10 protein-coding genes are annotated in these 13,137 nt (G+C 41.2%); 7 read left to right on the forward strand and 3 right to left on the reverse strand.

Annotation, left to right across the window (positions count from 1 at the left end; translation table 11 throughout):
• The first annotated feature begins 65 nt into the window (after positions 1-65).
• The 3 genes from Q0058_RS05485 to Q0058_RS05495 all read left to right on the forward strand — a co-directional run bounded on the left by Q0058_RS05485 (position 66) and on the right by Q0058_RS05495 (position 4,271).
• Positions 66-2,480, forward strand: a complete 2,415-nt coding sequence (locus Q0058_RS05485; protein ID WP_298221739.1) for a TonB-dependent receptor — start codon at positions 66-68, stop codon at positions 2,478-2,480.
• A gap of 5 nt (positions 2,481-2,485) precedes the next feature.
• Entirely contained in the window at positions 2,486-3,307 is an 822-nt protein-coding gene (locus Q0058_RS05490) for a DUF4249 domain-containing protein (protein ID WP_298221740.1), read from the forward strand.
• A 301-nt stretch (positions 3,308-3,608) separates the two neighbouring features.
• Complete coding sequence (locus Q0058_RS05495; RefSeq protein ID WP_298221741.1) at positions 3,609-4,271, forward strand: thiamine diphosphokinase; 663 nt, start codon at positions 3,609-3,611, stop codon at positions 4,269-4,271.
• Here the strand turns inward: Q0058_RS05495 and Q0058_RS05500 are convergent.
• A complete protein-coding gene (locus tag Q0058_RS05500; protein ID WP_298221742.1) occupies positions 4,268-5,095 on the reverse strand; it encodes an alpha/beta hydrolase in 828 nt (275 codons plus the stop codon). The two genes, Q0058_RS05495 and Q0058_RS05500, sit on opposite strands and share 4 nt — an antisense overlap.
• A 35-nt stretch (positions 5,096-5,130) precedes the next feature.
• On the reverse strand, positions 5,131-5,775 hold the full coding sequence (locus Q0058_RS05505) for a hypothetical protein (protein ID WP_298221743.1): 645 nt from the start codon (positions 5,773-5,775) through the stop codon (positions 5,131-5,133).
• A gap of 146 nt (positions 5,776-5,921) precedes the next feature.
• On the opposite strand from Q0058_RS05505, the gene nudK reads away from it, so the two are divergent.
• Genes nudK through uvrB form a run of 3 tightly spaced genes read left to right on the forward strand, consistent with a single transcriptional unit; the run spans position 5,922 to position 9,528 of the window.
• Entirely contained in the window at positions 5,922-6,503 is a 582-nt protein-coding gene (gene nudK, locus Q0058_RS05510) for a GDP-mannose pyrophosphatase NudK (RefSeq protein WP_298221744.1), read from the forward strand.
• A 34-nt stretch (positions 6,504-6,537) separates the two neighbouring features.
• Positions 6,538-7,485, forward strand: coding sequence for a 23S rRNA (adenine(1618)-N(6))-methyltransferase RlmF (rlmF, locus tag Q0058_RS05515; RefSeq protein WP_298221745.1), 948 nt, complete (start codon positions 6,538-6,540; stop codon positions 7,483-7,485).
• 51 nt (positions 7,486-7,536) lie between these two features.
• On the forward strand, positions 7,537-9,528 hold the full coding sequence (gene uvrB / locus Q0058_RS05520; RefSeq protein WP_298221746.1) for an excinuclease ABC subunit UvrB: 1,992 nt from the start codon (positions 7,537-7,539) through the stop codon (positions 9,526-9,528).
• On the opposite strand, the gene Q0058_RS05525 is transcribed toward uvrB, so the two are convergent.
• On the reverse strand, positions 9,525-9,881 hold the full coding sequence (locus tag Q0058_RS05525; protein ID WP_298221747.1) for a nuclear transport factor 2 family protein: 357 nt from the start codon (positions 9,879-9,881) through the stop codon (positions 9,525-9,527). The two genes, uvrB and Q0058_RS05525, sit on opposite strands and share 4 nt — an antisense overlap.
• A gap of 332 nt (positions 9,882-10,213) precedes the next feature.
• Here Q0058_RS05525 and Q0058_RS05530 point away from each other — a divergent pair, with 332 nt between their 5' ends.
• Positions 10,214-13,099 carry a response regulator gene (locus Q0058_RS05530; protein ID WP_298221748.1) on the forward strand — a complete coding sequence of 962 codons (2,886 nt, stop codon included), beginning with the start codon at positions 10,214-10,216 and terminating at the stop codon, positions 13,097-13,099.
• Positions 13,100-13,137 lie beyond the last annotated feature (38 nt).

A 13,137-nucleotide genomic window follows, 5' to 3' on the forward strand; every position in this document is an offset into this window, starting at 1 on the left:
GCACCCGAACCAAGCATATGTGTTTGGAGCGCGGAAAAAAAATCAAAAAAACCAACATTAATCAAATGATTTCAAAAGTAACTTATTTAACAACGTTCTTATTCGTGCTGTTCATCAACAGCGTATGGGCACAAAAAGGGATTTCGCCTGAAGACCCGGGCCTAGAAAAATTCACCATCAGCGGCACCATCACCGATGCCAAAAACAACGAGACCTTAATTGGCGTCAACGTTTACATTCCCGAACTCAAATCAGGAACCACAACCAACGAATATGGTTTTTATTCGATTACGATTCCGAAAGGAAACTACACCCTTCAGATCAGTTACATGAGTTACCAGACCATCACTGAAACAATCAATCTTGACAAAAACATCAAGAACAACTACAAACTTTCAAGCTTTGAAGAGCAATTGCAGGAAGTCGTCATCACCGACAACCGCAAAGCGACGAACATCCGTAAAGCCGAAATGAGCGTCAACAAACTCTCGATTGCCGCGATCAAAAAAATGCCGGTCGTGATGGGCGAAGTCGATGTTTTGAAATCGATTTTACTATTGCCCGGTGTGACGAATGCAGGCGAAGGCGCTTCAGGATTCAACGTGCGTGGCGGTGCGGCAGATCAAAACCTGATTTTGCTTGACGAGGCGAATATTTTCAATTCCTCGCACGTGTTCGGTTTCTTTTCAGTATTCAATCCTGATGCAATTAAAGATTTAAAACTCTATAAAGGCGGCATTCCTGCGCGTTACGGCGGTCGTGCTTCTTCCGTTTTGGATATCTATCAAAAAGACGGCAGCAGCAAAGCATTCCATATGAATGGTGGAATCGGTGTCATCTCAAGCCGCTTGCTCGCCGAAGGCCCGATCGTGAAAGACAAAGGTTCGTTCCTGATTGGCGGCCGCGCTTCGTATGCGCATTTGTTTTTAAAACTCAACGAAAAGCAAAAAGACAATACCGCATATTTCTACGACCTCAATACCAAACTGAGTTACAAACTCAACCCGAACAACAATTTGTATTTGTCGGGTTATTTCGGTCGCGACGTGTTCAGCATCCAGAAAAGTTTTACGAACAAATACGGAAACGCCACTTTGAACCTGCGTTGGAACCATTTGTTCTCGGATAAATTGTTCTCGAACTTATCGCTCATCTACAGCGATTATTATTACGGATTGGATTTAGGATTCATCGGATTGCGCTGGGATTCGGGCATCAAGAATTACAACATCAAATACGATTTCAAGAATTACATCAGCGACAATTTCAAGCTCAATTATGGTGTGAATGCGATTTATTACGATTTCAATCCCGGAACCGTCAAACCGCTCAACAGCGATTCGGGCATCAATTACAAACAACTCGAAAAGAAAAATGCCTTCGAGCCCGCAGCTTACCTTGATGTCGAACAAAACCTTTCCAAAAAAATCTCGTTGTCTTATGGTATGCGTTTCAGCTTGTTTTACCGTTTGGGAGAATCGAATGTAAATACTTACGCCGACAACAATCCGGTCGTGTTCAATCAGGAACAGCAGATTTATGAAAAAGCTAAGCCAACAGGTTCGGTGCATTACGGGAAAAACAAAACCATCGCCGATTTCAGCAACTTCGAACCGCGCGCTTCAATCGCTTACCAGCTCGACGACAACCAATCAGTTAAGGCAAGCTACAACCGCATGGTGCAATACTTACAATTGCTTTCGAACACTTCATCGCCTACGCCTTTGGATGTCTGGACGCCTAGTGACGAATTTATCAAACCGCAGATTGCCGACCAAGTGGCTTTGGGCTATTTCAGAAATTTCAGCGATGAAAAGTACTCGCTTGAAGTAGAAACTTTTTACAAAACCATCAAGAACCGTCTGGACTACATCGACGGCGCAAACCTGATCGCCAACGAAGCCATCGAGCAAGTGATCCTCAACGGCCGCATGCGTTCGTACGGACTCGAAGTCATGTTGCGCAAAAACGAAGGACAACTCACGGGTTGGATTTCTTACACTTTATCCAAATCACAACAGCAAACGCCGGGCAGAAACGCTTCGGAAACCGGAATCAACAATGGCGAATGGTATAATTCTCTGTATGACAAAACGCACAACGTCGCCGTCACAGGAAATTACACCTTGACCAAAAAATGGAGTTTCGGCGCCAACTTCGCCCTGCAAACCGGACAACCTGTGACTTACCCGACCGGACAATACGAATACCAAGGCATCAACGTGCCGAGTTATGGGTTGCGCAACGAAAACCGATTGCCGCTGTACCACCACCTCGATATTTCCGCTACTTTAACGCCGCATAAAAACGCCAACCGAAACTGGAAAAGCGAATGGGTGTTCAGTATCTACAACCTTTATGGCCGCAAAAATGCCGCTTCGATTGCGTTCCGCGAAAATGTCGATACCGGCATCAACGAAGCTGTAAAAACCTCAATCTTCGGATTCATTCCAGCCGTCAGTTATAATTTTAAATTTTAAGTATTATGAAGAATATATATATCATCACCGCAATCCTTTTTTCATTCTTCCTGCACAGCTGCGAAGAAGTCGTCGATGTTCCGCTCAAAACCGAAAAACCAAGGCTTGTCGTCGATGCCGGAATCAATTGGTATAAAGGCAGCGCGGGTGACCAACAGAAAATCAAACTGACCACAACCACAGATTACTACAGCCAAACGATTCCTGTGGTTTCAGGCGCGACGGTTTACATCAAAAACAGCGTGAATACGGTTTTCGATTTCATTGAAATCCCGAACAGCGGCGAATACGTCTGCACGAATTTCATCCCGCAACTCGACGAAACGTATACGCTTACGGTCATCAGCAACGGACAAACTTACACGGCTACCGAAACTTTAAAACCCGTAACGCCGATTCAAAGCCTCGAGCAAAAAAATGACGGCGGCATCACAGGCGAGGACATCGAAATCCGTACGTATTACAACGACCCGATTTTAGAGGAAAATTATTATATGTTCAAGTTCAAATATTCAAATCAGACCAAATTGCAGTATTATGTCGATGAAGACCGATTCTACAACGGCAACATTTTTTTCAGCGTTACGGATAATGATGATTTAAGCGTCGGTGACAATGTTGAAATCACGCATTATGGCATCTCAAGATCGTACTATAACTACATGAATGTATTGCTGAGTGTCGCCGGAAGCAATGGCGGCGGCCCGTTCCAATCGCCTCCCGCAACCGTGCGTGGCAACCTTGTGAATCAGACGAATTTCGACAATTACGCGCTCGGCTATTTCAGGCTCAGTGAAGTCGATACGCGCAATTACACGATTCAGTAAAAGATTTTAAGATATAAGACTGCAAGATAACACCATTCGATCTTACAGTCTTGCAATCTTATCGTCGCACAGTCTCTTCAGCAGCTGATCCGGCTGTTCCCTACAAAAAAACCGCGTCTTGCCCACAATGGTAAGGCTTGCCAAGAGCTTCCTTCGGGCGCTTTGTCAAACCAACCAAAGTAATGGCCAAGACGCGGTTTTGTTTTCCGGTGCCATCCGGGCTATGGCATCGTGCTATTTTGACACATTTCGTTATCTTTACTGACATTCAAAATTTATAATTTATAATTCAAAATAATAAATGTCTTCCCACCACATAGTCCGCGACGACCAGGAACCCGCACTCATCATAGCCAACGGCGCCGCCTGTAATGACGAATTGCTCGGCCAACTGCTCGAATGGCAACCATTGGTCATCGTTTTGGATTCGGCCATCGAACGCGTCATCGGCCTCAACATCAAAGTCGATGTATTACTCGGCGATTTCGACCGCGGTTTCAATCCTGAGGAATTCCTAAAATCACAATACCCGATTGAAATCGTCCATGCTCCGAACCAGGACAAAACCGATCTCGAAAAAGCTTTCGATTATTTAATCCAAAGGAAGATTCCAGCAGCAAATGTCATTTGGGCTACCGGACGCCGTGCCGACCATACGATTACGAACCTGACGAATATTGTGCGTTATCGCAACAGTCTTAAGATTGTGATCCATGACGACCATTCCAAAATATTTGTGTTGCCGAAGTATTTTCAGAAATGGTATCCAAAAGAAACGATTATTTCACTGATTCCGATTGGGCAAGTCGATGGCATCACCACGCAGAATTTAGTCTATCCGTTGCATGACGAATCCTTGATGATGGGTTATCGCACCGGAAGCAGCAATGCCGTTGCTGAAGATGGCATCGTCACCATCAGCCACAGCGAAGGCGATTTGCTTTTGATGGAGTGTATAGATTAGATTTTCAAATCCAATAAAGCATCGCGAATCAAATCAAAATGTTCCCAAGGAATAAAGTGGTTGGCGTTTTCAATCGAGATATTCCGAATCGATTTTGCTTTTACAAAAGCCTTGTTCATAAACGCCATATTGCGGTAAGGCACGAGCGGATCTTGGGTTCCATGGATGATGACGACATCGGCTGTGATTTTCTTTAAGTCAGGTTCCATAGCCACCAAGTCGCTTTTTAACCACCACAATTCATCATTCGCCGTACGCAAAGTACCCGGAATCAGATAGCGAAGCGGTTTTGACATGATAACGCCACGCCAGCGTTCAGGTTTTTCAGCACGAGGATCGACGGCACCAGCCAAAATCACTAAATGTTGAAACAAAACCGGATTGTCAGTCGCCATTTTTACAATCACTGGCCCGCCTAATGAATGTCCGACCAAAACGATCTGTTGATGGTTGTCAATTTGCGTGATGAATTTTTCGAGAATTTGTGCCTGCGTGGGTAAATCTTCCGCCTCGCCAAAATTGCTGTAGCCAAAACCCGGGCGGTCCATGGCAATCATGCGGTATTTTTTTAAAAGCAGCGTGTCGCTTAAGTAACTTTTATACGCATCCCAACTTCCGGGCGATCCGTGTACAAAAAACAAAGTGGGTTTGTCAGCATTTCCAGTCTGCAGGTAATGGATTTCGTGCGCATCGACTTTAAGGGATTTACTAACGAAAGGGATTTTTAAAGTATCGAAATACTTATGGGTTTCTTTGGAAGACAGGCGCATCGTCATACACGACTGGCAAAACAGCACGTACAGGAATAAAATTCCGAACAGCATATATTTAAGGTAAGGTCGCAATGGCTATGAATTTATTATTCCCTGAGAATCATAAACGAGGCTTTAAAGCCTGTGGCGAGATTCCATTGCCCCATCGTAATGAGGTTGCCCTTATCATCAAAGACTTGAAATTCTGCCGTATTCGGAACCGAAAGGCCTTCGTTGAGCGCTTCGCATTCGATTTTGTTGAAACCCTTTTCGAGCCCGAGTTCGATGCTTCTGGTTTCACCTTGTAACGTGATTTCAGAAATCATCACGCTTCCGTTGACTAAAAGTTTGATTTGGTCGCCATCGACATAACCAAAATCGCGGTAGGTAATTTTGACGTGATCGGCCTTGAGTTTGTATTCCCCGAAATACTCGTCTTTTCTGAAAATTTTATTGTCCTGCCCGCCTTCCTGCAAACTGTTGTTGAGCTTTTCCTTATAGGAATCGCCAGGGTTCGCAAAATTGTTATTCTGTGCAAATTGTAATTTTTTATCCTCTAGAATCGATGAAGTATTGTTCGGTTTTGGTTTGGCATTTGGCGTAAACACTGAAGGCGTAAAGGTTTTTGGCGCACTCATGCTGCTGCCTTTTGGGGCAATGGAATTGGAGTGATTGAGGAATTCGCCCTGTGCCAATCCAACTGTAGATATGCAGCAAAATAACAATGTCCTAATCTGATTGAATGTTCTCATTATAAAGTAAAACCGATTTGCAATTCCGGCGATAAAATTATAGTTTTTAGCACCAAGCCAACACTTTTTATCTTTTTTTTATCATTTATTTCGCAAAGCAATTTTCAATAGTTACTTTCGTTAAGATTCCATCAAATCCATCTTTCATGTCAAATCCGAACATTAAAATCACCAACACCGAAGTGCTCGCCAACAACTGGTATACTTTGCGCAAAATCACTTTCGATTATCAAAAAAAAGACAACAGCTGGGAAACACAAGTGCGAGAAGCTTATGACCGCGGCAATGGCGCTACAATTCTACTCTACAACAAAGCCAACAAAACCGTAATCCTGACCAGACAATTCCGCATGCCGACTTATCTCAATGGTAACGAAACCGGAATGATGATTGAAGCCTGCGCCGGATTGTTAGACCAAGACAACGCCGAGGATTGCATCAAACGCGAAACCGAAGAAGAAACGGGCTATCATGTGAATGATGTCCGCAAAATTTTTGAAGTCTATATGTCGCCGGGTTCCGTGACTGAAATCGTCCATTTTTTTGTCGGTGAATATACCAAAGACATGAAAGTCAATGATGGCGGTGGCGTGGCTGACGAACAGGAAAATATCGAAGTGCTTGAATTCCCTTTCGACCAAGCTTACGACATGATTGCTTCCGGTGAAATCAAAGACGCGAAAACCATCATGTTGCTGCAATATGCTAAAATCAACAGTATTCTGTAATAAGGTTCGCTATCTTTGCGGCTAATTTACTTCGATGAAAGCCCAAAATCCTACAGAAAAAACCCATTTGCATCCGAGAAATGCGCATAGAAACGGCTATGATTTTGAGGCCCTGATTTTAGTGTGTCCGGAACTTGAACCTTTCGTGTTCACGAACCAATACAAAACGCAAACTATTAATTTCAGTGATTCCGAAGCCGTAAAGCAACTCAACAAAGCACTTTTGATTTCTAATTACAAGATCCGCTTTTGGGATATTCCTACGACTTATTTATGCCCGCCGATTCCTGGGCGTGTGGATTACATCCATTACCTTGCAGATTTACTCGCTTCAAGCAATAATGGTACGATTCCGACTTCTGAAACGGTTCAAGGTTTAGATATCGGAATCGGCGCAAACTGCATTTACCCGATACTCGGAACCGCGCTTTACCAATGGAGTTTCGTCGGCACGGACACCGATGAGAAAGCATTGCAAAACTGCAAGAAAATCATCAGCCAAAACCCGCAACTGATTGATGCGATAAGCCTGCAACTGCAAACCGAACCGAGATTCATTTTTAAAAATATCATTTTGCCCGAAGACCGATTTGCGTTTACGATGTGCAATCCGCCTTTTCATGCGTCGCAAGCTGAGGCCAATAAAGCGAACCTCAGAAAAATCAATACGCTGCAAAACGCCAAAAGTGTCAAACCGGTTTTGAATTTCGGTGGTCAAAATGCCGAATTGTGGTGCGACGGCGGTGAAATCAAATTCATCACGCAAATGATTTTCGAAAGCGTCAAATTTGCCAACCAAGTCCTTTGGTTTACGACTTTGGTTTCCAAAAAAGACAATCTCACCTCAATTTACAGAACGTTACAGAAAGTCAACGCCTCGGAAATCAAAACCATCGACATGGCGCAAGGGCAAAAAAACAGCCGCATCGTCACCTGGACATTCTTGACACAAACGCAACAACGCGATTGGAAATTCGCTTAATTTTTCTTGAAACTTTGTTAACTTAGCAACTCAGTAACTCAGCAACTCCAAATGAATTTCCAAGTCATCTCCGATTACCAGCCCAAAGGCGACCAACCGCAAGCGATTGAAAAACTAGCACAAGGCATTATCGATGGCGAGAAATACCAGACTTTATTAGGTGTAACGGGTTCCGGAAAAACTTTTACGGTAGCCAATGTTATCGAAAATGTGCAAAGACCAACGTTAGTTTTGGCGCACAACAAAACTTTAGCGGCACAACTCTATTCCGAGTTCAAGCAGTTTTTTCCGAACAATGCCGTCGAATATTTCGTTTCCTATTACGATTATTACCAGCCTGAAGCGTTTATGCCCGTAACTGGCGTTTTCATTGAAAAGGATTTGTCCATCAACGAAGAGCTCGAAAAAATGCGAATGTCGACCGTGTCATCCTTATTATCGGGGCGCCGCGACGTCATTGTGATTTCTTCGGTTTCGTGTCTGTATGGCATCGGAAACCCGACCGAATTTCAAAATAACATCATTCCGATTGTAAAAAACCAGCTCATTTCGCGAACCAAATTGTTGCATTCTTTAGTGCAGAGTTTGTATTCAAGGACAGAAGCTGATTTCAGTCCCGGAAGTTTCAGGATTAAGGGCGATACGGTCGAAATCTATCCGAGTTACGCCGATGACGGTTACCGAATTCATTTTTTTGGTGATGAGATTGAAGAAATCGAAAGTTTTGATGTCAAGAATTCGAAAGTCGTCGATAAATTTGAACAATTGAATATTTATCCCGCCAATATGTTTGTGACTTCGCCGGATACACTGCAGCATGCGATATGGGAAATCCAGCAGGATTTGGTGAAACAGGTCACTTATTTCAATGAAATCGGAAAAAACCTCGAAGCCAAACGACTCGAAGAACGCACCAATTTTGACTTAGAAATGATTCGCGAATTGGGTTATTGTTCCGGTATTGAAAACTACTCACGATATCTTGACGGCCGATTGCCCGGCACGCGTCCGTTCTGTCTGCTCGATTATTTCCCGAAAGATTATCTGATGGTGGTTGATGAAAGCCACGTCACGCTTTCACAAGTGCATGCGATGTATGGCGGCGACAGAAGTCGAAAAGAAAACTTAGTAGAATATGGTTTCCGTTTGCCCGCCGCAATGGACAACCGCCCGTTGAAGTTCGAGGAATTCGAATCGATGCAAAACCAGGTGATTTATGTTTCGGCCACTCCGGCTGATTATGAATTGCAGAAAACTGATGGCGTTTATGTGGAGCAAGTGATTCGTCCGACGGGTTTGCTCGATCCGATTATTGAAATCCGTCCGAGTTTGAATCAGATTGACGATTTGATTGAGGAAATCCAACAACGCGCTGAAATCGATGAGCGTGTGCTGGTGACAACTTTGACCAAACGAATGGCCGAAGAACTCGCAAAATATTTGACGAAAGTGAACATCCGTTGCCGTTACATCCATTCGGAAGTCGATACTTTGGAGCGCATCGAAATCATGCAGGATTTGCGAAAAGGCATTTTCGATGTTTTGATCGGTGTGAACTTATTGCGCGAAGGTTTGGATTTACCTGAAGTGTCGCTTGTGGCGATTCTAGATGCCGACAAAGAAGGTTTCTTAAGAAGCCACCGTTCGTTGACGCAAACGATTGGCCGTGCCGCGCGAAACCTCAACGGAAAAGCGATTATGTATGCGGACAAAATCACCGTGAGCATGCAGAAAACCATTGACGAAACGAATTACCGCCGAACGAAACAGATCAATTTCAATAAGGAACATCATGTCGTTCCGATGGCATTGAACAAGAAAATCGAAAGCGCGTTCACCAAAATTCCGCTGATTGATTACGAATTGGGCTATGTAGCCCCGAAAGCGTCAGAACCGGTTACCGAATACTTATCGAAAACCGAAATCGACAAACGCATCCGCGACAAACGCAAAGCCATGGAAAAAGCGGCGAAAGATTTGGATTTTATGCAGGCGGCGAAATTCCGTGATGAAATCAAAGTCTTGCAAGGAAAATTGGATTAGTAATAGAATTCCTCACTAATTATTTTTCCGTCTTTCACTTCGTATTTGCACATTTCTCTCATGTCCATTCGTCCCATTCCTTTCATGGTGACGTCCATGCCCATTTCCATAAAAATGTACGGTCCGAAAACTTTTGGCTCGTGGTTGTAAGCGGAATGCACTTCCTCAATACCAGCATTAAAACCTTCAGATTTTGCTCGGATGGCCGCCAATCCTTTTACAGATTGCATTCCTTGTGCATGTGGTGGTTCAATGTTTAAAGCGTCCTCTGAGAACAATTCATTGTAGGCTAATTCGTGTTGGTGGGTTGAAGTCAATTCAAACAGTCTGGTTGCTATTTCTTGTGTTGTCATGATATGATCATTATTAGTTATACCATTCAAATATAAAAAAAACATTCATTTAGCAAAATCAATTATGTATTAAGCTATCTTAAAGAAATGATGAATCAAAAAACTAACAATTTTTAATTTGTATATGAACTGAAATCATCAAAATAAGTAGCGATAAAGATTTAGACTTGATGCAAACCGCAAAATATCGTAATGAGATTAAAACGTTGCAGGACAAACTGTAAGCAAAAAAAAGAATACGCTATTGTAACCTAAAAATGTTACATAACATATAAAAAAGTAGCTTTTATTTTAATAACATTGTATAGATTTACGCTTTTACAACTTCATACATGAAAAAATCACTACTTCTTTTGTTTTTTATTTCGAGTTTTTCGTTTGCTCAAAGCGATCAAGGAATTGATTCCTTAAAAACGATTATAGCTTCTAAAATTCCTGAAGAACAAAAATTTGCTGCTTATGATGTACTTTTATCCGCCTATTTAAACCAGCCCTCCGAATTTGAAAAGCTCTATGCTGCTTTAATTAATAAAAATAAAAACGGGAAATGTCCGAAATGTGAATACTTAGCATTGTATTATAAAGGCCATTTATACAATCAAAAAAGTGATTTGAAAAACGCTGTGCTCTACATGGAAAAATCAGCAGAAAAAAGCCTATTAAAAAAGGATTATAAATATTATCAAAATGCTAAAAATTGGATCATTCAGTTTTATTTGAATGACGGAAAGCTTAAAGATGCTGAAACTAATTTGAATCGTTTATTTCAAAAAGTTAAAGAATTTGAACCCCAAGCGGATTATGATAAAATGTATTTCGTTAAAGGAATTCTGGATTATAAAAAAGGTTTTTTGAACGCTGCCATTCAGGATTACCTTGATGCAACACGTTTTTTAGAAAAATACTATCCCGAAAGTGTCTCTTTTAGAAGTTCCATCACAAACAATATTGCACAGGTTTATAAAGAACTGAAAAATTACGAGAAAGCGCAGTTCTATGTCCATCAAGCCTATAAAATCATCAGCAAGTCGACTGATTCCCTTAATATTATGGCGATTACTTTGCACCGGGGTGTTATAGAGACTGACTTTAAAAATTATAAGGCTGCCCATCCGTATATCACGAAGAGTTATCATTATTTCAAGAAAAATTTTTACCCCGAGTATTTTGCATCGAGTGCTTATTATATGGGCATTCTAAATTATGAACAATCCCATTATGATGTTTCGAAACAATATCTGATGGAAGCCAAAGCATTGTATGAAGGAAACGATGATTACGGATTAGCACAAATATTATCTTATTTAGCATTAATTGATGCTTCAAAAGCGAATACGAATGAGGCCATAAAAGAAATTAATGATGCCAAGAAATTATTAATCGACGACAAAGAATCACCCGTTTATTTAGAATTACTAAGCTCCGAAGTTAAAGTATATGAAAAATTAAATCAATTAGATTTAGCCTATAAAACCTTAAAAATAAGAGATTCCTTTGACGCCATTTTAAAAAAGAAAACCAATTTAGACAACCTTAATAAACTTGAAGCTCAATACCAAACCGAGAAAAAAGAACAACAAATCAAACTGCTTTCCACTCAAAACGAACTGGCTCAAAAACAAAAATTTATTTATATCGGTTTACTCGGTTTACTGGTCTTAATTGGAGGAAGTTTGTTTTATGGCTACCGAAATAAAATTAAAACAGCCGAAAAATTAAAGGAGTTAAACGAATTGAAATCGCGTTTCTTTGCCAATATTTCACATGAATTCCGAACGCCGTTAACTCTGATCAAAAGTCCTGTTCAAAGTATGTTGGGTGAAACATCCGACAGCAACCAAAAAAACAAATTGCGATTGATTGACACCAATGCTTCACGAATGCTAGAATTAGTAGATCAACTGCTCGAACTTTCTAAAATTGACGGCGGCAACCTAAAGCTTATTTTAAAAGAGGGAAACATAAGTACTTTTCTAGCTTCCATTGTTGAATCTTTTGAGTTTCAGTCGAAAGAGCAAGGCATGATGTTCACGTCGAATATTCAAAAAAGGAGCGAAAACAATTCTTTTGACAAAGACGTCATCGAAAAAATTGTAATGAATTTAGTATCGAATGCCTTTAAATATACGCCTTCAAACGAACAAATTACTTTTAGCGCTGCTGTAGAAAATTCCAATTTAAAGTTAGTAGTTTCCAATTCAGGAAGCGATGTCAAAAAAGAGGATTTGCCTAAATTATTTGAACGTTTTTATCAGAAAAACGAAAGCCAGCAAGGCATCGGAATTGGTTTGGCATTGGTGAAAGAGTTGGTCGATTTGTATCAAGGAACCATTGAAACCAAAATGGAAAGCGGCGAATTATCCTTCATAGTGCATTTACCTCTGAGTGAAGCCAATGAGAATGCGGTGGTGATTCCGGCAAAAGCTGAAAACATCACTGTTCAAAATTCAATTGCTGAGGATGTCGAAATTCCGGTTTTGTTGATTGTAGATGACAATAATGAAATCCGAGCGGTTTTAAGAGACATTTTTAAGAACGACTATCAAATTATTGAAGCGCAAGACGGTGAAGAAGCTTTACAATTGGCTCAAAAAGAAATTCCAGATTGCATCATTTCGGATGTGATGATGCCTAAAATGGATGGTTTTGAATTTACTGCCGCGATCAAAAACAATGAGTTGACTTCCTTTATTCCTGTAATTTTATTGACGGCTAAAACCTCCGATGAAGCGCATTTGGATGGATTGAAAAGTACCGCCGACGCTTTTTTAACCAAACCGTTCAACAACGAAATTGTAAAAGCCACCGTAAATCAATTGATTGCCGAGCGCAAAAAATTGCATTTGCGATACAGTCAAGAATTGGTTTTAAAACCTGTAGATATCGTCATCAACTCTGTTGAAGAGAAATTTATTGTGAAACTGCAACAGATTCTTGAGAAAGAACTCTCCAATTCAGAATTCTCATCGGAAGATTTTGCCAGTGCTGTTGGCATGAGTCGCATGCAATTGCATCGAAAATTAAAATCACTTTTGGGGGTTTCAGCCACTGAATTTTTGAGAAATGAACGGCTAAAAGTGGCGGCAGATTTACTTAAAAAAGGCAACGGCAACATTTCTGAAATTGCTTACACGGTGGGTTTTAATGATGTGTCGTATTTCTCGAAATGCTTCAAGGAAATCTATCAATGTACTCCGAGCGATTATAATCATAAATAATTTCGCTTCCTTAACCCCCTATTTTATTGGCTTGTAAC

This window comes from Flavobacterium sp. (assembly GCF_027484705.1).
Taxonomy (GTDB): Bacteria; Bacteroidota; Bacteroidia; order Flavobacteriales; family Flavobacteriaceae; genus Flavobacterium.

Excerpts from the sequence above, each read along its gene's own strand:
- uvrB (WP_298221746.1), top strand. The coding sequence starts at position 7,537 with ATGAATTTCCAAGTCATCTCCGATTACCAGCCCAAAGGCGACCAACCG.
- Q0058_RS05525 (WP_298221747.1), bottom strand. The coding sequence starts at position 9,881 with ATGACAACACAAGAAATAGCAACCAGACTGTTTGAATTGACTTCAACC.
- Q0058_RS05485 (WP_298221739.1), top strand. The coding sequence starts at position 66 with ATGATTTCAAAAGTAACTTATTTAACAACGTTCTTATTCGTGCTGTTC.
- Q0058_RS05495 (WP_298221741.1), top strand. The coding sequence starts at position 3,609 with ATGTCTTCCCACCACATAGTCCGCGACGACCAGGAACCCGCACTCATC.
- Q0058_RS05530 (WP_298221748.1), top strand. The coding sequence starts at position 10,214 with ATGAAAAAATCACTACTTCTTTTGTTTTTTATTTCGAGTTTTTCGTTT.
- nudK (WP_298221744.1), top strand. The coding sequence starts at position 5,922 with ATGTCAAATCCGAACATTAAAATCACCAACACCGAAGTGCTCGCCAAC.
- Q0058_RS05500 (WP_298221742.1), bottom strand. The coding sequence starts at position 5,095 with ATGCTGTTCGGAATTTTATTCCTGTACGTGCTGTTTTGCCAGTCGTGT.
- Q0058_RS05505 (WP_298221743.1), bottom strand. The coding sequence starts at position 5,775 with ATGAGAACATTCAATCAGATTAGGACATTGTTATTTTGCTGCATATCT.
- rlmF (WP_298221745.1), top strand. The coding sequence starts at position 6,538 with ATGAAAGCCCAAAATCCTACAGAAAAAACCCATTTGCATCCGAGAAAT.
- Q0058_RS05490 (WP_298221740.1), top strand. The coding sequence starts at position 2,486 with ATGAAGAATATATATATCATCACCGCAATCCTTTTTTCATTCTTCCTG.